The following is an 18483-nucleotide window of genomic DNA, read 5'->3' on the forward strand; positions in this document are numbered from 1 at the left end:
ACCCCCTCATTCGAGAGCCACGGCAAAAAGTTGCAGCCGACTCACACGACCGGACGCTGCCCGGTGTCGACGAAGTCGCCGGCTGCATCGCCGGTTCGTGGCCACACCGCTGAGTCACTGTCACATCGTCGGTTCACGGCCACACCGCTGGGTCACTGTCACATCGTCGGTTCACGGCCACACCGCCGGCTCACAGCCCAGCCGCCGGTTCACAGCCCAGCCGCCGGTTCACTTTCACTCCGCACCGGTTCGCAACCGACAGCCCTTCGTTGCTGCGGTGGTTGACACCGGCTAGATGAGCACGGAGTACATCGAGGTGCGAGGGGCACAGGAGCACAACCTGAAGGACCTCGACGTCTCGATCCCGCGCGACGCGTTCACCGTCGTCACCGGACTCTCGGGGTCGGGGAAGTCTTCCCTCGCGTTCGAGACGGTGTACGCCGAGGGGCAACGTCGCTATATCGAGAGCCTCTCGGCCTACGCGAGGAACTTCCTGGGCCAGATGGACAAACCCCAGGTGGAGACCGTCGAGGGACTCTCGCCAGCGATCTCGATCGACCAGAAGAACGCCGCGAACAACCCCCGATCGACCGTCGGGACGGTGACCGAACTGCACGACTACCTCCGGCTGCTGTACGCCCGCGTCGGCACGCAGTACGATCCGATCACGGGCGAGGAGGTCGGCACCCAGAGCGCCCAGGACATGGTCCGGGCGATCCTCGAACTCCCCGAGGGAACCCGGGCGATGATCGCCGCGCCGGTCGTCCGCGACCAGAAGGGCGCGTTCGAGGAGCTCTTCGAGGAACTCGTCTCCGAGGGCTACTCCCGCGTCGAGGTCGACGGCGAGGCGTACGACCTCGGCTTCGAGACGCCCGACCTCGACAAGAACTACGACCACACGATCGACGTCATCGTCGACCGCGTGAAGATCTCCACGGAGGCTCGCCCGCGGATCGTCGACAGCGTCGAGACGGCGCTCGACGAAGCCGACGGCGTCCTGAAGGTAATTATCCCCGACCCGCCCGAGGACGTGGACCTCGACTCGAACACCCGCTCGACCGGCGCGCTCGCGGGCGAGGGCGACGATCGGCTCGTCCTCGAGTTCTCCGAGGAGCTGGGCAACCCCAACAGCGACTTCCAGTTCAGCGAGATCGAGACTCGGAGTTTCTCGTTCAACAGCCCCCACGGCGCCTGTCCAGAGTGTGAGGGGCTCGGGAAGACCAAGGAGGTCGACGAGGATCTGGTGATCGTCGATCCCGAGAAGCCGCTGAAGGACGTCTTCGAACCCTGGAGCTACAACCGCTCGTACTACCGCACGCGCATCGACGCCGTCGCCGACCACTTTGGATTGGGCGTCGACACGCCGTGGGAAGATCTCGAGGAGGACGTCCAGCAGCAGTTCCTCTACGGCACCCGCGAGGAGGTCGTCTTCAAGCGCTCGACCAAAAACGGCATTCGCCGCAAACAGAAGCGCTTCGAGGGCGTCATCCCGAACCTCGACCGGCGCTACCTCGAGACGGAGTCGAAAGGTACCCGCGAGCACATCGAGAAGTACATGGCCGTCACGGAGTGTCCGGCCTGTGACGGTACCCGCCTCAAAGAGCAGTCCCGCCACGTGCTCGTCGCCGACACCTCGATCACCGAGGTGAATCGGCTGTCGATCGGCGACGCCCTCGAGCACTTCGAGGGACTCGAGGAGGAACTGTCGGGCCGGGACCTGACGATTGCCGAGGAGATCCTCAAAGAGATCCGGGCGCGGCTGGGCTTCATGTGCGAGGTCGGCCTCGAGTACCTCACGCTCGACCGGGAGGCTGCGACGCTCTCGGGCGGGGAGAGCCAGCGCATCCGGCTCGCCACGCAGGTCGGCTCCGGCCTCGTCGGCGTGCTCTACGTGCTCGACGAGCCCTCGATCGGGCTCCACCAGCGGGACAACGACCGTCTCTTGGATACGCTCTGTGAACTCAGAGACATCGGGAACACGCTGATCGTCGTCGAACACGACGAGGAGACGATGCGCCGGGCGGACAACGTCATCGACATGGGGCCTGGCCCTGGCAAGCGCGGCGGTGAGGTCGTCGTCAACGGCCCCGTCGAGGCGGTGAAAGCCTGTGAGGGGTCGCTCACCGGCGACTACCTCGCCGGACGCAAGGCGATTCCGGTCCCCGAGGAGCGCCGGGAGTCGACGGGGTCGCTGACGATCGCAGGCGCCCGCCAGCACAACCTCAAAGACGTCGACGTGGAGCTCCCGCTGGGCTGTTTCACCGCGATCACCGGCGTCTCTGGCTCCGGGAAATCGACGCTCATGCACAAGGTGCTGTACAAGGCGCTGGCCCGGGAGATGAACGACAACACCTCGGTCATTCCGGGGGACCACGACGCCATCGAGGGGATCGACGAGATCGAGACCGTGCGGCTGATCGACCAGTCGCCGATCGGGCGCACCCCGCGATCGAACCCCGCGACGTACACCGGCGTCTTCGACTACGTCCGCGAACTGTTCGCCCAGACCAAGCTTGCGAAACGGCGCGGCTACGAGAAGGGGCGGTTCTCGTTCAACGTCAAGGGCGGCCGCTGTGAGGAGTGTGGCGGGCAAGGGACCGTAAAGATCGAGATGAACTTCCTCTCTGACGTCTACGTCCCCTGTGAGGCCTGTGACGGCGCCCGGTACAACGACGCCACCCTCGACGTCCGGTACAAAGGAAAGACGATCGCCGACGTCCTCGAGATGTCAGTCGAGGAAGCGTACGACTTCTTCGAGTCCTCGAGTCAGATCCGCCGCCGACTGCAGCTGCTGAAAGACGTCGGGCTGGATTACATGCAGCTTGGCCAGCCCTCGACGACGCTCTCCGGCGGTGAGGCCCAACGGGTCAAGCTGGCCGAGGAACTCGGCAAGCGCGACACCGGCGACACGCTCTATCTGCTCGACGAGCCGACCACGGGGCTGCACTCAGAGGACGAGCGCAAGCTGATCGACGTGCTCCACCGACTGACGGACAACGGCAACACCGTCGTCGTCATCGAACACGAACTCGACCTGGTGAAAAACGCCGACCACATCGTCGACCTCGGCCCCGAAGGCGGCGAGAACGGCGGCGAGGTCGTCGCCACCGGCACGCCCGAGGAAGTCGCTCGCACGGACGAGTCCTACACCGGCTACTACCTGCGGGACCTGCTGCCCGACGTCGACCTCGAGGGTCCGCGCGGCGAACGCGTCGAGCCGGTGACGGCGCCGATGGACGACGACTAAGCCACTACTCGTTCGCCGCCTCGTCGATCAGCCCCTCGGCGCGCCTGAGCAGACTCGCACTGAGCCGCGCACCCACCCCGTCCATCGCCAGCAGCGCGTCTTTTGCGTCGTCGGGCTCGAGGGCGTCCCGCTCGACCGCTGCGACGAGGACGCCGATCGAGCCGGAGACGTCGATCCCGAGGGCCGTGCAAGCGTCCCGGAGCGGGCGGTCGTCGGTGACGATCACGGGATCGGTACTGGCCACACCGCCCGCCGTCTCGGTCCCGGCCGTCGCCAGCGCGAGCAGGGCGACGTCGCCGTCGAGGTCGATCTCCTCGACGTCCCGCCCCAGGTGCGCCGCCGCGTGCCGGTAGGCGTCCGGATCCGCCTCGCGGATTCGCTCGTCGGGGATCGTGAGCCACGAGCCGGACGCCCCCTCGAGGTGGCTCGCCGCCGGCTCGTCCGTGATCTCGTCGGCGACCTCGCGGGGCACGACGACGGCTCCCTCGAGTTCCGCGAGCAGGTCGTGGTAGTCGATCGCCGACAGCGTGATGAACGCACTCGCGTCGACGACCAGGACCGTCATCGGAGCGCGTCGACGTCGGCCTCCAGGTCGGCCTCGTCGTAGTTCGAGAGCACGCCCCGGTCGTTCGCCTCGCGCAGCATCCGCGCGATGGTGACGTCGGCGATCTCGGCCGCCCCGCGCATGCCGACCTCGCCCTCGCGGTAGCGCTCGAGCGCGATCCGGATCAGCTCCTCGCGTGCGCCCCGGCGGACCGCTTCGCGGATGGCGTCACTCCGACCGCCACCTCGCTCGGCTGCGAGCCGGTCGAGAAGATCGAGTTCCTCGTCGCTCATCCGCGCGGTGACGTTCTCCATGTGTAATGCAACGTAATGCATCGCAATAAGCGTTGGCGGGACCGTGGGCATTCGGGTGACAGACCGCCCTCGTCCATCGCGTTCCGGTCATCCCTCGACCCTCGCCGGCGGGCGTACATGGTCGGGTGCCCGTTTACCCCCTCTGCGTTCTCACCTCGAGTCATGATCCCACCGATCGCGAGCAACTTCGTCGCGGGCGAGGAGCCGGCGACGGCGATCGATCACGTCCGGACGATCAACGACGACGGAATCAACGGCATCCTCAACTTGCTCGGGGAACACTACGACGATCCGGCCGAGGCGGCGGCCGACGCCGACGAGTACGTCCAGCTGGTTACAGACCTCAACGACGCCGGGCTCGACTGCTGTATCTCGGTCAAACCCTCCCAGATCGGGCTCGACCACGGCGACGACGTCTTCGCGGACCACCTCGAGCGGATCGTCGAGGCCGGGACCGAGCGCGACGTCTTCGTCTGGATCGACATGGAAGACCACACGACGACCGACGTGACCCTCGACGCGTTCGAGCGCCACGCCCTCGAGACCGACGGCAACGTGGGTGTCTGCGTCCAGGCCAACCTCGAGCGAACGATCGACGACCTCGAACGCCTCGCCGATCTTCCGGGGAAGGTCCGGCTGGTGAAGGGGGCGTACAACGAGCCGGCGTCGATCGCCCACCAGTCGAAGGAGGCGGTCGACGAGGCCTACCGCGACTGCATCGCTTACGCGTTCGAGCACTTCGAGGACGGGGTCGCCGTCGGAAGCCACGATCCGGCGATGATCGACTACGCCCAGGAGTGTCACGCCGAGTACGGGACGCCGTACGAGCTCCAGCTCCTGATGGGCGTCCGCGAGCGCGCCCAGCGCGAGCTCGCCGCCGACTGTGAGGTCTACCAGTACGTCCCGTACGGCGACCGCTGGTTCTCGTACTTCTACCGGCGCGTCCGCGAGCGCAAGGAGAACGCGCTGTTTGCGCTCCGGGCCGTCCTGCGACCCTAGTGCTTTGCCAAGCCTGATCTGCAGGGTCGAACCCGTCGCCGAAGGCCGGTTCGACCCTGCAGTCGACGCTTGGCGGAGTCCTAGCCGAGCGCGGGTGCTTTCTGGGGCTGAAATCGGACGTGACCGCTTTTCCCCTCGTACACCAATAGCCAGGTCGAGATGACGCCGTCAGCACCCTCGAGACGCGACAGCGGGTACGCCGTCGGTGACCGCTTCCGAATCGTCGTCGACCGACAGACGTACAAGAACCTGCTCTACCTGCTACTCGCGTTTCCGCTGGGCTTTGCGTACGCGATGATGCTCGGGTTTGGCCTCGCATTCGGCGCGATCCTCTCGCTCGTGGTGATCGGCTTCGCGATCCTGATCGGCACCGTCGTCGGCTCCCGGCTCCTCGCGCGACTCGAGCGCTGGCTCGCGAACGCGCTGCTCGGCCTCGAGCTCCGGGCGGCCGACGACATTCGGTCGCCGACGTCGGCGGGCCCGTGGGCGACGATCGGGCGCTACCTCGAGGCGCCGTCGACCTGGCAGGGACTGGGCTTTCTCCTGTTGAAGTTCTGGGTCGGCTTCGCTGCGCTCATGGTACTCCTCTTGCTGGGCACGTCGCTCTCGTTGCTCACGGCCCCGTTCCGGTATCCACACGAGGTCGAGTTCGTCACGGTCAACGACGAGCCGATCGTCTGGACGATCGAGACGCTCCCGGAGGCGCTCCTCGCCGCGCCGATCGGTGCGCTGCTCGGGCTCGCGTTTTTGCACGTCTCGAACGCGTTCGCGTCCGTCGCCGGCTGGATGGCGGTCGCCATGCTCGGCGAGCCAGAGGCGCTCGAGGACGGGCCGGCCGACCCGTCGAACTGACGGCAGGCATCACCCCGTCGGCCCGTTGGTGATCGTCGTGTGCGCGCCGATGAGCGCCCCGGCCAGGTCGAGGTCTGCGAGCGTGGTTCCCTCGTCGATGATCGACCGACGGATGTCGGCGTTGCGAACCGTCGCCCCGGGGAAGACGATCGAGTAGTCGACGTGGCTGTCCTCGAGGGTCGCGCCGTCCATCACGTGGACGTTCTCGCCGACGGTGGCGTTCTCGAGGGTCGCGCTCTCGGCGACGAGAGACTCCCCATCCAGGTGCCAGCCGACGGCGTCGAGGTAGCTCTCTGGGGTGCCGATGTCGAACCACGCCCCCTCGAAGGTGAAGGCGTAGGTCGGTTCGCGATCCTGGAGCCACTGGACGAACCAGCCGGGCTCGTCGGGGTTGTTGCCGTTCTCGAGATAGGTCGAAAGCAACGAGAGGTGCTCGCGGGGAAAGGCGTAGCAGGCGATCGAGACGAGCGTACTCTTCGGGTCGTCGGGCTTCTCCTGGAAGGAAACGACGCGGTCGCCCTCGAGTTCGACCAGGCCGTAGGATTTGGCCTTCTCGCGCGAACCGACGTCGTAGGCGGCGAGCGTCGGCGCCCCCTGCTCCTCGAAGTAGTCGAGGAAGTCGGCGACGTCGAAGCTGATCAGGTTGTCGCCGGCGATGACGAGCAGGTCGTCGTCGACGCGCTCGCGGTCGACCAGCTGGGCGAGTGCGCCGACGACGCCGAACTTCTCGTCTTCCTCGGTCGTCTCCTCGACGGAGAGTCGGGGCTTTTCGTACTCGTTCTCGGCGAGGTGGGCCTCGAAGTCGGCGGCGAACCGCTCGTTGGTGCTGACGTACACCTCGTCGATCCGGTCGTCGGCCTCGAGTTCGGCGAAGATGCGGTCGACGACGGTAGAGTCGCCGATCGGGAGGAACATCTTCGGTCGGTGTTTCGTGATCGGCCATAACCGGGTGGCATACCCGCCGGCAAGCACGACGGCCTTCATGTCCCGTGATTTCACTGGCGGCATATAAGTCACTTCTCCTTACTTCGTATTTAATTAGTGACTCGAACGGAGTGGAACATCCGGGGGGAACTGGCGTGGGCGTACCGGCCGAGCCGATCGAGTCGCCGACGGTCGCAGGATCGACGGCGTTCTGGCTGCGATCGGCGACTGGTGCGACGCCGACGTCGATCGATCGGCTCCGTACTTGGGTGGTGTGAAATCGGCCTCCGTGAACAACACTAAATCGCCACAGTGCGTTCGGTCGGACATGCGCGAGGCCGACGAAACGACGCGACGACGGATCGCCGACGCGCTCCGGGAAGAGCCTGCCACACCGAGCGCGTTGGCTGTGGCGTTCGATCTCACGCCCGACGCCGCGCTGGGGCACGTCGAACACGTGGCTCGATCGGTGGGCGGGAACGGCGAACAGCTGCTCGTCGCGCCGCCGACGTGCCGAGAGTGTGGCTTCGACGGCTTCGACGAGCTACTCAATCGCCCCTCTCGCTGTCCGTCGTGTAAGAGCGAGTCGGTCGATGAACCGACGTTCACGATCGAGTGACCGATAGCCACCCGCTACGCCCGTCGACGGTGGTGGGACGGGCCAGTCGTGCCGGATTCGATTTCGACACGCCTATTTACGGGGTCAGCTAGTACCCCACAGGAACCTCCGATGGAGTGGCCGCCGCTCTTGGGTACCGTACGGCTTTCGTCTCCCTCTTCGCGTGCCCAGTCGGATACCTCCTGAGAGCACCAATGACTGAGATCCAAAATGGGAACCAAGAATTCGTCGACGTCGCGCTGACGGTCCTCGATCACCTCGAGGGGGACGATTTCCACCCCGAAGCCGTCGATGCGGCGCTTCGACTGCTGTCGGATCGACGACGACGGCTCTTTCTCGAAGTCGTTACGGCGTACGAGGAGGAACTGACGCTGGCTGACGCCGCGGAGGCGGTAGCCGAGCGCGAGGCGGGTCGGTCGGTCGTGGAGCTCTCGCCCGAACGCATCAAGGAGGTGTACATCTCGTTGTACCACGACCACCTACCGCGGCTGCTCGAGGCTGGCTTGCTCGAGTACGAACAGGAGCGGGATCTCGTCTCGCCCGGCTACCTGTAGCGCCCGTCGGTTTTCGGCTCGGTCACGTCGTCGATCGGGTCGCGAACTCCTCTCGTTGTCATCCCGAGAGTGAAACGAGGGCCGCACCGATCACGACGACGCTCGCAGCGGTCACGACCGTCGCCGTCACGCGCTCGAGTTGGCTGGGCAGGAACAGCGCCGACAGAACGACCACGAGTAGCGGCGTCGTCTGCAAGATGGGGACGACGACCACGACCGGTGCGACCTCGAGGGCGGCGAAGTAGGCGACCAGCCCGACCGTGCTCGAGACGCCCGCGCCGACGTACCAGCCCGTCGAGCCGGATCGAAGCGAGACCTGCGAGAGCACCTGGTACCACGCCAGGTAACCAACGAATCCGATGCCTCCAGCGATCGCCATGACGGTGACGCCCGGAATCGCCGGCGTCCCCTCCGCCAGCCCGAGCGAGACGAAGATCGGCTCGATCCCGACCAGCGCGGCGGCCGTCACGGGGAGCAACAGCGAGAGCCCGAGTTCGCGAAGCGACTGGTCGGGTTCGGACGCCGAGGCGGTCTCCCAGGAGATCACCGCGACGCCGCCGACGATGCAGACGATGCCGGCGAAGTGCAGCGCCGTCAGGGCCTCGTCGAGGAAGACGACGGCCAGGACGGTCGCGAAGAAGACGTTCGCCGAGATGATCGGCGAGGTGCGACTCGCACCGATCGCCTCGATGCTCTTGTACATGAGCAGCCGCGCCAGGAGCGTTCCGGCCAGCCCTGCCGCGGCGAACGAGGCGATCGACACCGGCGTGAACAGCCCCGCGTACCAGTTCGGGTAGAAGAACACCACGAGCGGAACCAAGATTACGACGTTACAGACGATCGTCACCAGCACCGCGTCGAGGACGCGCCCGTCGTCGGTCCCAACCCTGATACAGAGGTACTGGATCGCCCACGCGAAGGCGGAGATCGTCGCGAGGATGATCCCGAGTATGGGATCGGAGAGCCCGAAGATCATGAAATCGATCGACGGGCAATCCTCATAACGTTCTCCAAATCGGCCAGCCAGGAGCGGAGAGCGTTACCGGTGACGCGGGCGCTCAGAACTCGAGCGGCGACGACGGCCGATCGACCTCGTCCCGCCCTCGACGAAGGCGTCCGGGCCGTGGTCGTCCTGCCAGGCGAAGGCGAACAGCCGGCGAGCCGGAATCCGCTCGAGCGTCCGTCCGTCCTTGCTCTCGCCCGTCGCGCCGTCCCAGGTCGTCCCGTCGGCGGCGAACGTACTCGAACCCGCGGGCTCGAACGCGAGCCCCGGATCCTCGAACGCGTGGAGTCCCGCGTCAGTCGCGAAGACGACCACGTCGGTGTCGCCGACGGTCGCCCGGCTGACGCCGCCGGCCGCCTCGAGCCAGGGAAGTGGGAATCCAACCGCCTCGCCGCCGCGCTCGAGGCCGAGGACGACGGCTTTCGGCTCGAGGTCGTCGCGGTCCCACGCCCGGCTCTGGCTCTCCCCGCCGCGGTGGGCGTCTAAACCGAACCCGTCGCGCTCGAAGTACGCCTCGTAGGGGCGCTCGTCGTAGTCGATGGGTGCGGGTTCGTCGTCGTCGCTCGCCGCCTCGCTGTCGGCGTCGGTCGGCTGGAGCACGACGCCGTCCGGATACCGCTCCCGGAAGTCCTCCCACGGCAGCATCGCCGCTGGCCGGACCGCGAGGCGTTCGCCCTCGAGTTCGCCTGCGATGGCCGTCCCGAGGGACTGTTTCCACTCGGATCCCGTCTCCCGGTCGTACATCACGAGGTCGTCGTCGGCGAGCTTTCCGGAGACGCCGAAGGTGAGCGTCCGCCCGTCGACGACGCGTTCGTAGACGACGGCGCTCCCACAGAGCGGACACCACGTGACCGCGACGGGATCGTTCCCGAGGTCGTCGTTGACGATCTCGTGGTAGTCGAGGATGCGAACCGGGTAGGCCCGCGGCGGCGAGGACTCGAGGACGAGCACCTCGTCGTCGGCCGCCCCGGCGTACGTCCTGGCGAATTCGGGCTCGTCGATGCTCGGGATGGCGTCTCTCGGAATGACCTGTCGGACGTTCACGGCCGGTCGTTCGTCGGGTCGAATAAAACGGCTTGCGGCGGGGCAGCGGTGGCGAACGCTGTCCACCCGCGTTCGGAACCGTTTATTCCCACCTCGTCGTTCCGTCGGTCATGGCAGCGCTCAACCCGATCGCGAAACGGATCCACAACGTCAGCCCCGACCCCGTCAGGCTCACGCTCGACGACGGAACGACGGCGACCTTCCACGTCACGGGGGCGGAGTTCTTCCAGCAGGAGTTCCAGGCCGAGGGCACTCGAGCAGACGACAATGCCGACTACCGGTTCGTCTCGAGCGAGGACAACGAATCCGTCCTCGTCGGTCGGAAGGGGCCGGCCGACGACGGCTGGTCGATGGTCGGCGCCGTCGTCGACGTCGAGCCGGCCGACGCCGCGTAACGTTTACTTTCGAGTCCGCACTACCTCGACCGTGGACAGGATCCTCCTCAGCACCCTGGTCTATCGCTCCCCCGAGGTCGTCTTCCCCCAGCTGCGGACGTTCACGGCGTACCCGCGCTACGCTGACCACCTCGAGTCGGTCACGAGAGACGGCGACGGCAACGTCGGTACCTGCTACGACCTGCGATTCAGCTGGTGGAAGCTCACCTACACCGCCCGCTCGAAGGTGATGGCGATCGACGAACCGACCTCGCTCGAGTGGCAGCTGGTGAAAGACGTCGACGCCCACGGCGAGTGGCGCGTCGAGCCCGAACCCGAGTCAGCACCCGACGACGAGGCGACGGCGAGTCGGATCTACTTCGACGCTCGCTACGATCCCCACTCTGCGGACGCAGACGCCATCTCGCTCCCGCGATTCGTCTCGATCGACTGGGTGATCCGAAAACTCAAGCCGCGGCTGCTCGAGGAGGCAGGAAACGTCGTCTCGCGACTCGTTGCGGACGTAGAGGGCGAACCGCGAGAGGTCGAGTTGACGATCCACGAGATGCCCTGACGGCTGGCGCTACCGTGGGTGGCGTCGACGACGTACTGGTCGGCGATGTCACGGGGTTCGATCGTGCGCGTGATCACCGTCGGAGCGGCCGGCTCGAGCGTCGCCGAATCGGTCGCCGACGAACACGAGGGAGTCGTCGACGTCGCGTTCCTGGGTCAATGTGCTATAGTAACCGTTGAACGTCAGTGCATACCCGGTCACGACCGTCGGCGGTCAGCCTCGTCGAGGAGATCGAGGCTGACCGCTCGGCTGTGACCGGGTGTCACTCGCTTTTCGACCATCCGACGCGTGAGCCCGACAGCTGCTCGTGTGGGCTGGCGCGGATACAACTATGCATCTACTCGGTGTACCCGTCCGCGGTATGCAGACGTACGTCCTCTTGACCACCTTCACCAACCAGGGCATCGAAAACGTACGGGACAGCCCCGAACGAACGGACCACGCGAGAGAGCTGGTCGAGTCACTCGGCGGGACGTGGAAGGAGTTTTTCGTCACCATGGGTCGGTACGACGGCGTCGTCATCGTCGACTTCCCGGACGACGAAACGGCTGCCCAGGCGGCGCTCACGCTCGCGGAAAGCGGCAACGTGACGACCGAAACACTCCGGGCGTTCTCCCTCGAGGAGTTTCGCGACGTCGTCGAAGCCATGTAGTGACCCACTCGTCGGTGCCGCTTCCGGTGCGTTGAAACTGACGTGTCGCCGGAAATGGCCCGCGAAAATACTGGGAAAAACGGAGTTACCGCCGACTAGTTAGCCCAATTTCAGAATTCCGTGGTGAACACTCCAACAGATACTAACTACGTGCGGTATTAGGAACCTCGGATGAGTTTCGTGATAACACAGCACACATTTTCGAGTCGCGGCCGCTGGTGGGGAGCCGAAGGGCCGGGACGCCGGAGGTGGGTGAGGGAATGGTCGACACGGGGTTGAGTCACGCCGTCCTGAACGGACTGGTCACCGGGAGTTTCATCGCGCTCGGGGCCATCGGGCTCTCGCTCGTCTACACCATCGCGGACGTTCCCAACTTCGCTCACGGAGAGCTGTTGATGCTGGGGGCCTACTTCGCTCTCCTCGTGAATTTGCCGGGAACGATGCCGGTGATCAGTTACGTCAGCGGCGGCGATCAGTCTGTCGTCCTCCTGGGGGCGGCCCTGCTGTTCGCCCTCACGGTTGGGGGCACGCTGGGCGTCATCTACCTGCTCGGCGGTTGGCAGTCGTTCAGGGGTGCCTGGTGGCCGATCGACGTCCACCCGTGGATCGCCGTCGCGGTGCACGTCGGCCTGGCGCTCTTGCTGGGGGTGTACGTCGCCACCGGCGTTCCGGGCATGCTGCCCGCGTTCGTCCTCTCGGCGGTGCTGCTCGCCGTGATCGCCCCGCTGTTCGACAAGTACGTCTTCAGGCGGTTCCGGGAGGCAGAGGCCTCGCTCGCGGTGATGTTGATCGCCGCGATGGGGCTCGCGTTTTTCCTCCGGTACACGGCCCACGCTACCTACGGCGGGTCCGTTCGGCGGTACGAGTATCCGCGAGTCCGCTCGATCTTCGGCCAGGAGATCAACGTCGCGGCGGCGAAGTACTTCGACTTCTACGTCAGCGACTGGGGGGTGACGTTTCGGGTGACCGATACGGCGGGAGTGGTCGGCGATCCGGTCGTCACCTCGCTTGAGTACACGTGGCTCACGTTCGTCGTCCTCGTGGGAGCCACCGCGATCGCGACGTACGGGGGGTATCGGTGGCGACGATCGGGGCTGGGCGAGCACGAGGCGGCCCAGACGATCGGCCCGAAGATGGTGGGGTCGCTGAGCGGCGTTCTCGTCCTGGTCGTCCTCGCGGTCGTGCTCGCCCAACCGGGCGGGAACCCCGACGAGTTCCTCTACGCGACGCGGATTCGGACGTCGGTGATGCGGCTCTCGGTGATCGCGCTGGCTGGCGCGCTCATGATCTTCCTGCACGCACTGTTGAAAGAGACGAAGCTCGGGACGGCGATGCGGGCGGCCTCGGACAACCTCGACCTCGCCAAGGCGACCGGCATCGACACGGGGCGAGTGATGATGACAACCTGGATCATCGCGGGCGCGTACGCTGCCGTCGCCGGCGTTACCGTGGGAATGCTGTTTCACAACATCGTCCCCAGTATGGGCTTTTACCAGCTGTTACCCATGTTCGCGGCGGTCATCCTCGGCGGCCTGGCGTCGGTCTACGGGGCGATCGTCGGCGCCTACGTCGTCGGTATCGCGATGGAGGTCGGCATCTTCACCTTCGGCTTCGGCGGCGTCCACCGCGTGTCGATGGCGTTTCTCGTGCTCCTGATCGTGTTGCTCGTCAGACCGGAGGGGATCATCGGACGGTGATACCATGTCAGCATCGGGACTCCTGATCCACACCGCCACGTTCGTGGCGATCTTCGCGCTGCTCGCGCTCGGCTTGAACCTCAAGTTCGGCTACGCCGGGCTGCTCGACTTCGGGCACGTCGCGTTCTTCCTGGTCGGCGCGTACGTGACCGCGCTGTTCGTCTTGCCGCCGCCCGACGCCTACCCAATCCAGACGTACGCGTTCGGGCTGGGACTGCCCTGGAGCGTCGGACTGCTCGCCGGCACACTCGCGGCGGGACTGCTCGGCCTGCTGGTCGCGCTCCCTGCGATCAGGTTGCGCGCCGACTACCTCGCGATCGCGCTGCTCGGGGTCTCGGTCATCCTCGTGCGCATCGTGCAGACTGAGGGATGGCTCGCGAACGGCCCCGACTCGCTCCGCGGATTCGACCAGCCGTTGCGACACCTCTTCCCGCTCCCAGGCGAGACCCTCACGGCGGCGCTGGTCTTCGGCGCCGTCGTCTTCGTCGTCTGGTGCGTGCTCCTGTTCTTCGTGGCGAAGCTATCGATCCTCGACGCGCGCTCGACGCTCGCCGAGCGCTCGTTACAGGGCTTGCTCGCCGTCGTCACGCTCGGCGTGGGATACGCTGCAGCGAGCCGTTCGCGTCGATCACGGGTCGATTCCGGCACCGAACAGGGCCACCTGGCGCTCGTGCGACCGTGGGATTACTGGCCGCTTTTCGCGGCCGCCCTCGCGCTGGGGGTGGTCGGTGCCGTCGGTTCGTTGGCCGGTTATCACACCTGGACGCTACTGGGACTGCTCGGCACGGCTTCGATCGCCACCTGGGTCGTCGCGGGCCTCAAGGTCCGGGAACACTACGCCGACTACACCGCTCGCGAGGGGCTCTTCGGGCTGGTCATCGCCCTGGCCTTTTTGCTGACGCTCGCGCCCGCCCACCAGTTCGGTGAGGGCCACGGCGACGCGGTCTCCGCCGTCGCGACGGTGCTTACGCTCGTGCTGATCGCGGCGTTTCTCGCCGGTCTCTACCGCGCGTACCTCCGGTGGGAGGAGCTGTCGTTCGCGGGATCGTTCCTCGGCGTCGTTGGCATCGCAACGGTCTGGCTGCTCACCATCCGGTACTTCGTTGTCTCGCTCCCCGGAACGTCCCTCTCGGGGATCAGGCTCTCTACGGAGCAGAACCTGCTCTGGCTCGTCGGCTTCAGCCCGGTCGGCTACGAACTCGACTACGGTCGATTCTTCCTCATCGCCGTCATCGCGACGGTCGCCGTCGTCTACGTCCTCATGGAGGCGACGGCGAAGTCGCCGTTCGGGCGCGTGCTCAAGTCGATCCGCGAGGACGAGGACGTCGCACTCGCGCTCGGGAAGAACACGTTCTCCTACAAGGTCCAGAGCATGGTGCTCGGAAGCGCCATCGCTGGCCTCGCCGGCGGGTACTACGCCATCTTCGTCCGGTCGCTGAACTACGAGATGTTCCACCCCATCATCACGTTCATCGTCTTCCTCATGGTGATTCTCGGCGGGAAGGCGAACAACAAGGGCGTCATCCTCGGCGCGGCGATGTACTGGCTCTTCGTCCGGTTCACCATCGAGTTCGCGGACATGTTTCCGCCGGGCGTGGCGGGCCGGGTCACCATCCTTCGGAACGCCATCATCGGCCTCCTGCTGATCGGGATTCTGTACTATCGACCCTCGGGGCTGTGGGGGGAAGAACGGTTCCGCACGGAGGTGACGGGCGAATGAGCAAACCCGATGTCGAACGGACCGACGCCCGCGAAGAAGTCGACGCCGACCAGGACGTCATCCTCGAGGTCCGCGACCTCCGGAAGACCTTCGACGGCATCGTGGCCGTCGACGACGCCTCGTTCGACCTCGAGCGCGGGAAGATCACCGGCCTGATCGGCCCCAACGGCGCGGGCAAGACCACCACGTTCAACCTGATCAGTGGTTTCTTCGACCCCGACGGCGGCGAGATCCTGTTCGAGGGCCGGGACTTGCGCGAGATCATGCGTCCGAGCAGCGCGGAGGAACGCATCTGGGTGGGCGCCGTCAGCGCAACCGGCGGGGCGCTTACGTTCGGCGCGGCGGCGACCCTCGGCGGCGGCCTTTCCGTGCTCGCGGGCGCGACCGCCCTCGGGCTCGGCGCGGGCGGCATCCTCGGCGCTGGCGCCTACTACGGCCAGGAGTGGGTCCGGCGTAACTACCTCGAGTACCGGCCGAACCGACCGTTCCAGGTGTCTCGAGCGGGACTCTCCCGGACGTTCCAGATCACGCGCGAACTCCAGGGGATGACCGTCATGGAGAACATGCTGCTCGGCCCGCACGGGCAGCGCGGGGAGTCGCTGGTCAACGCGTGGCTCCGACCGCAATCTGTGAGCGAGGAGGAAGCCGAGATCCAGCGGCGGGCTCGAGCCCTCCTCGAACTGCTCCAGCTCGACCACCTGGCCGACGAGTACGCGGGGAACCTGAGTGGTGGCCAGCGGAAATTGCTCGAGCTGGGCCGCGTGCTCATGACGGACCCGGACCTGATCCTGCTCGACGAGCCCGTCGCGGGCGTCAACCCCACGCTCCAGGAGAATCTCTTAGAGCGGATTCAGGAGCTTCGCGACGAAGGTTACACCTTCTGCATCGTCGAACACGACATGGACGTGATCATGCGGATCAGCGACGAGGTGATCGTGATGGACCAAGGGGCGGTGCTCGTCGAGGGCCCGCCGGAGATCGTTCGGACGGACGAACGCGTCATCGACGCGTACCTCGGAGGATAAGATGGCACTACTCGAAGCTCGGAACGTCGAGACCGGGTACGGCGACGCGAAAATCATCCACGGCGTCGACGTCGACGTCCACGCCGACGAACTGGTGACGCTGATCGGTCCCAACGGGGCCGGGAAGTCAACCCTCATGAAGGCGCTGTTCGGCCTCATCGAGTGCTGGGACGGCACGGTCGAGTTCCGGGGTGAGAACATCACGAACGTGGAACCACACCTCGTCACCCGGAAGGGGATCTGCTACGTCCCACAGCTCGAGAACATTTTCCCGAGTCTGACCGTCCGAGAGAACCTCAACATGGGCGCCTACATCCTGGACGAGGTTCCCGAGGCGGCGCTTCGCGACGTCTACGATCGCTTCCCGATCCTCGAGGAGCGAGCGAACCAGGTCGCTGGCACGCTGAGCGGCGGCCAGCGCCAGATGCTCGCGATGGGGCGCGGCCTGATGGTCGATCCCGACGTGCTGTTCATCGACGAGCCGAGCGCCGGCCTGGCGCCGGATCTCGTCGACGAGGTCTTCGAGAAAATCGTCGAGATCAGAGACGACGGGACGGCGGTGCTCTTCGTCGAGCAAAACGCCCGAAAGGCCCTCCAGATCTCCGAACGCGGCTACGTCCTCGAGATGGGCAGGAATCGGTTCGAGGGGTCGGGAGACGAATTGCTCCAGAACGAGGAGGTCGAGCAACTCTACCTCGGCGGCTGATGGCTCTCCCTCGGCTGACGAGGGCCGCGCATCCGCGCGACCTCGAGTTCCTGTGACGACTCCCTCGATCGAACGTCGTCGGCCAGTTCTCCTGTGACGACTCCCTCGATCGAACGTCGTCGGACAGTTCCACGAGAGGTCCCGACGAATGTCGGCTCCCGAATCAGTCGATCAGCCCCTCGAACTCCTCGGATGGGATCGTCTCGAGCGATTCGGTTTCGCCGTCGCTGATCTGCAAGATTGCGAACTGGTTCAGGTTCTCGACGTTCTCGGTCATCTCGATCGGGCTCGAGGCGCCGATGTACTTGATCTCCTCGCCGTCGTCGAGGAGCTCGACTGCCCGATCGAACTCGCCGACGGTTACCTCCTCACCCGGTTCGTTGGCGACGTCGAGGATGTTCGCCGCGATCGCCTCTCCCGTCGGCTCGCCGCCAGCGTGCATCGCCAGCGCCTGGAGGAAGAGTGCGTCGTAGGAGTGTGGAGCGAACAGCGTGACCTCGTCGCGGGGGAACGTTTCTTCGAACGCCTCCGCGCCGACGGTCTCTTCGGGGTCGGGCGTCGTCAGGTAGAACCCCTCGAGCTGGTCCGAGAGCCCGGCGATGAACTCGGGGTCGTTCAGCCCCTCGCTGAGGACCCACTCGCCGCCGTAGCCCCCCTCGTCCCACTGGATCATGATCGTCTCCCCCTCTCCGGGGTAGCCGATGAACCCGATGGCGTCCGGATCGGGCTCGAACAGCGCGTCGAGCGTGGACGTGAAGTCGGTCGCTTCGGGATCGTAGCCCACGGACGACACCGTCTCGCCCTCGAAGTTCTCCTCCGCGACCGACGCGAGGCCCTCCCCGTACGGGTTGTCGATGTACAGGAAGCCGGCGGTGTCTGCCTCGAGGTAGTCGTCCATCGTCCGAGCCATCACGACGCCCTGCTGGGCGTCGTTGGGCGCCGTCCGGCCAAAGTACTTCAGGTCGCCGACCCACCCCAGGTCCGCGAAGATGGGGCTCGTACTCGCGGGGCTAACCATCATCACGCGATCGTCGGCGACGACCTCGGCGATCGGCGCCGAGACGCCGCTCGAGGCCGCGCCGACGAAGCCGACGATGTTCTGTTCTGCGACGAGGCCCGCGTATCGGTCGACGCCCGCCTCCGGACGCGTTTCGCTGTCCCGGTTGTGGATCGTGATCTCGGCGCCAAGGGGTCCGCCAGCCTCGTTCGCGTGCTCGACCGCGAGGTTCACGGCGTCTTCCATGCCGGCACCGTAGGCCTCGAGTTCGCCCGTGATCGGGAGAATCGATCCCATCGGAATGTCCTGCTGGAGGCCGCGAACGGCTCCCACGTAGCCCGGTCCGCCCGCCAGTCCGATCCCGGCGGCCACACCAGTCACCTTCAGGTACGTGCGTCGTGTAGTGCGCTTCTCTCCCATGACGCTAGCTAGCACTGTACAATAGGGCAAAAAACGTGTCTAGCGTTAATAGATAGTTACGCGGATAATTTACCATTAGCGCACGTTACCGAAACACACTGTCTGCTCCGACAATACGGTTCTGTCCGCAGACGGGCGAATCAGGGTTCTCGGATGCGTTTCCGGTTCGGTTGCGATTGACTCCTCGATTGCCTCGAGTGTGGGGGTTTTCCTTCCAG

18 protein-coding genes are annotated in these 18483 nt (G+C 65.9%); 12 read left to right on the forward strand and 6 right to left on the reverse strand.

Annotation, left to right across the window (positions count from 1 at the left end; translation table 11 throughout):
• Window positions 1–295 precede the first annotated feature (295 nt).
• On the forward strand, window positions 296–3247 hold the full coding sequence (gene uvrA / locus NMQ09_RS10000) for an excinuclease ABC subunit UvrA (RefSeq protein WP_255194439.1): 2952 nt from the start codon (window positions 296–298) through the stop codon (window positions 3245–3247).
• 4 nt (window positions 3248–3251) lie between these two features.
• Here the strand turns inward: uvrA and NMQ09_RS10005 are convergent, their stop codons facing one another.
• Together NMQ09_RS10005 and NMQ09_RS10010 are read right to left on the reverse strand one after the other, a co-directional pair.
• Window positions 3252–3812 carry a PIN domain-containing protein gene (locus NMQ09_RS10005; protein ID WP_255194440.1) on the reverse strand — a complete coding sequence of 187 codons (561 nt, stop codon included), beginning with the start codon at window positions 3810–3812 and terminating at the stop codon, window positions 3252–3254.
• Window positions 3809–4105, reverse strand: coding sequence for a UPF0175 family protein (locus NMQ09_RS10010; protein ID WP_255194441.1), 297 nt, complete (start codon window positions 4103–4105; stop codon window positions 3809–3811). Before NMQ09_RS10010 ends, NMQ09_RS10005 begins: the two co-directional genes overlap by 4 nt.
• 162 nt (window positions 4106–4267) lie before the next feature.
• Here NMQ09_RS10010 and NMQ09_RS10015 point away from each other — a divergent pair, with 162 nt between their 5' ends.
• Window positions 4268–5104, forward strand: coding sequence for a proline dehydrogenase family protein (locus NMQ09_RS10015; RefSeq protein ID WP_255194442.1), 837 nt, complete (start codon window positions 4268–4270; stop codon window positions 5102–5104).
• A 159-nt stretch (window positions 5105–5263) separates the two neighbouring features.
• The gene (locus tag NMQ09_RS10020) at window positions 5264–5956 is read left to right on the forward strand and encodes a sensor domain-containing protein (protein ID WP_255194443.1); all 693 of its coding nucleotides are present in this window, start codon (window positions 5264–5266) and stop codon (window positions 5954–5956) included.
• A 9-nt stretch (window positions 5957–5965) separates the two neighbouring features.
• Here the strand turns inward: NMQ09_RS10020 and NMQ09_RS10025 are convergent, their stop codons facing one another.
• Window positions 5966–6940: a nucleotidyltransferase family protein gene (locus NMQ09_RS10025; RefSeq protein WP_255194444.1), complete on the reverse strand. Its 975-nt coding sequence runs from the start codon at window positions 6938–6940 to the stop codon at window positions 5966–5968.
• A gap of 268 nt (window positions 6941–7208) precedes the next feature.
• Here NMQ09_RS10025 and NMQ09_RS10030 point away from each other — a divergent pair, with 268 nt between their 5' ends.
• Together NMQ09_RS10030 and NMQ09_RS10035 are read left to right on the forward strand one after the other, a co-directional pair.
• The gene (locus NMQ09_RS10030) at window positions 7209–7499 is read left to right on the forward strand and encodes a transcriptional regulator (RefSeq protein WP_255194445.1); all 291 of its coding nucleotides are present in this window, start codon (window positions 7209–7211) and stop codon (window positions 7497–7499) included.
• Window positions 7500–7693: 194 nt separating this feature from the next.
• Window positions 7694–8053 carry a DUF7344 domain-containing protein gene (locus tag NMQ09_RS10035; protein WP_255194446.1) on the forward strand — a complete coding sequence of 120 codons (360 nt, stop codon included), beginning with the start codon at window positions 7694–7696 and terminating at the stop codon, window positions 8051–8053.
• Window positions 8054–8111: 58 nt separating this feature from the next.
• Here the strand turns inward: NMQ09_RS10035 and NMQ09_RS10040 are convergent, their stop codons facing one another.
• On the reverse strand, window positions 8112–9029 hold the full coding sequence (locus NMQ09_RS10040) for a DMT family transporter (protein WP_255194447.1): 918 nt from the start codon (window positions 9027–9029) through the stop codon (window positions 8112–8114).
• A gap of 63 nt (window positions 9030–9092) precedes the next feature.
• Complete coding sequence (locus tag NMQ09_RS10045) at window positions 9093–10100, reverse strand: DUF3179 domain-containing protein (protein WP_255194448.1); 1008 nt, start codon at window positions 10098–10100, stop codon at window positions 9093–9095.
• Between the two features lie 110 nt (window positions 10101–10210).
• Between NMQ09_RS10045 and NMQ09_RS10050 the strand changes: the two genes are divergently transcribed.
• The 7 genes from NMQ09_RS10050 to NMQ09_RS10080 all read left to right on the forward strand — a co-directional run bounded on the left by NMQ09_RS10050 (window position 10211) and on the right by NMQ09_RS10080 (window position 16848).
• Window positions 10211–10495: a DUF8072 family protein gene (locus NMQ09_RS10050; RefSeq protein WP_255194449.1), complete on the forward strand. Its 285-nt coding sequence runs from the start codon at window positions 10211–10213 to the stop codon at window positions 10493–10495.
• Window positions 10496–10526: 31 nt separating this feature from the next.
• Window positions 10527–11048, forward strand: coding sequence for an SRPBCC family protein (locus NMQ09_RS10055; RefSeq protein WP_255194450.1), 522 nt, complete (start codon window positions 10527–10529; stop codon window positions 11046–11048).
• A gap of 361 nt (window positions 11049–11409) precedes the next feature.
• A complete protein-coding gene (locus tag NMQ09_RS10060) occupies window positions 11410–11700 on the forward strand; it encodes a GYD domain-containing protein (RefSeq protein ID WP_255194451.1) in 291 nt (96 codons plus the stop codon).
• A gap of 260 nt (window positions 11701–11960) precedes the next feature.
• Entirely contained in the window at window positions 11961–13397 is a 1437-nt protein-coding gene (locus NMQ09_RS10065) for a branched-chain amino acid ABC transporter permease (protein WP_255194452.1), read from the forward strand.
• Between the two features lie 4 nt (window positions 13398–13401).
• Window positions 13402–15117, forward strand: a complete 1716-nt coding sequence (locus NMQ09_RS10070; protein WP_255194453.1) for an ABC transporter permease subunit — start codon at window positions 13402–13404, stop codon at window positions 15115–15117.
• Complete coding sequence (locus tag NMQ09_RS10075) at window positions 15114–16142, forward strand: ABC transporter ATP-binding protein (protein WP_255194454.1); 1029 nt, start codon at window positions 15114–15116, stop codon at window positions 16140–16142. Before NMQ09_RS10070 ends, NMQ09_RS10075 begins: the two co-directional genes overlap by 4 nt.
• Before the next feature lies 1 nt (window position 16143).
• Window positions 16144–16848 carry an ABC transporter ATP-binding protein gene (locus NMQ09_RS10080; RefSeq protein WP_255194455.1) on the forward strand — a complete coding sequence of 235 codons (705 nt, stop codon included), beginning with the start codon at window positions 16144–16146 and terminating at the stop codon, window positions 16846–16848.
• 163 nt (window positions 16849–17011) lie between these two features.
• Here the strand turns inward: NMQ09_RS10080 and NMQ09_RS10085 are convergent, their stop codons facing one another.
• Window positions 17012–18265: an ABC transporter substrate-binding protein gene (locus tag NMQ09_RS10085; RefSeq protein ID WP_255194456.1), complete on the reverse strand. Its 1254-nt coding sequence runs from the start codon at window positions 18263–18265 to the stop codon at window positions 17012–17014.
• Window positions 18266–18483: the final 218 nt, after the last annotated feature.

This window comes from Natronobeatus ordinarius, assembly GCF_024362485.1.
Lineage (GTDB): Archaea > Halobacteriota > Halobacteria > Halobacteriales > Natrialbaceae > Natronobeatus > Natronobeatus ordinarius.

What these genes read in the sequence shown, in the direction of transcription:
- uvrA (WP_255194439.1), top strand. Translation starts at nt 296, where the DNA reads ATGAGCACGGAGTACATCGAGGTGCGAGGGGCACAGGAGCACAACCTG.
- NMQ09_RS10005 (WP_255194440.1), bottom strand. Translation starts at nt 3,812, where the DNA reads ATGACGGTCCTGGTCGTCGACGCGAGTGCGTTCATCACGCTGTCGGCG.
- NMQ09_RS10010 (WP_255194441.1), bottom strand. Translation starts at nt 4,105, where the DNA reads ATGGAGAACGTCACCGCGCGGATGAGCGACGAGGAACTCGATCTTCTC.
- NMQ09_RS10015 (WP_255194442.1), top strand. Translation starts at nt 4,268, where the DNA reads ATGATCCCACCGATCGCGAGCAACTTCGTCGCGGGCGAGGAGCCGGCG.
- NMQ09_RS10020 (WP_255194443.1), top strand. Translation starts at nt 5,264, where the DNA reads ATGACGCCGTCAGCACCCTCGAGACGCGACAGCGGGTACGCCGTCGGT.
- NMQ09_RS10025 (WP_255194444.1), bottom strand. Translation starts at nt 6,940, where the DNA reads ATGAAGGCCGTCGTGCTTGCCGGCGGGTATGCCACCCGGTTATGGCCG.
- NMQ09_RS10030 (WP_255194445.1), top strand. Translation starts at nt 7,209, where the DNA reads ATGCGCGAGGCCGACGAAACGACGCGACGACGGATCGCCGACGCGCTC.
- NMQ09_RS10035 (WP_255194446.1), top strand. Translation starts at nt 7,694, where the DNA reads ATGACTGAGATCCAAAATGGGAACCAAGAATTCGTCGACGTCGCGCTG.
- NMQ09_RS10040 (WP_255194447.1), bottom strand. Translation starts at nt 9,029, where the DNA reads ATGATCTTCGGGCTCTCCGATCCCATACTCGGGATCATCCTCGCGACG.
- NMQ09_RS10050 (WP_255194449.1), top strand. Translation starts at nt 10,211, where the DNA reads ATGGCAGCGCTCAACCCGATCGCGAAACGGATCCACAACGTCAGCCCC.
- NMQ09_RS10060 (WP_255194451.1), top strand. Translation starts at nt 11,410, where the DNA reads ATGCAGACGTACGTCCTCTTGACCACCTTCACCAACCAGGGCATCGAA.
- NMQ09_RS10065 (WP_255194452.1), top strand. Translation starts at nt 11,961, where the DNA reads ATGGTCGACACGGGGTTGAGTCACGCCGTCCTGAACGGACTGGTCACC.
- NMQ09_RS10070 (WP_255194453.1), top strand. Translation starts at nt 13,402, where the DNA reads ATGTCAGCATCGGGACTCCTGATCCACACCGCCACGTTCGTGGCGATC.
- NMQ09_RS10075 (WP_255194454.1), top strand. Translation starts at nt 15,114, where the DNA reads ATGAGCAAACCCGATGTCGAACGGACCGACGCCCGCGAAGAAGTCGAC.
- NMQ09_RS10080 (WP_255194455.1), top strand. Translation starts at nt 16,144, where the DNA reads ATGGCACTACTCGAAGCTCGGAACGTCGAGACCGGGTACGGCGACGCG.
- NMQ09_RS10085 (WP_255194456.1), bottom strand. Translation starts at nt 18,265, where the DNA reads ATGGGAGAGAAGCGCACTACACGACGCACGTACCTGAAGGTGACTGGT.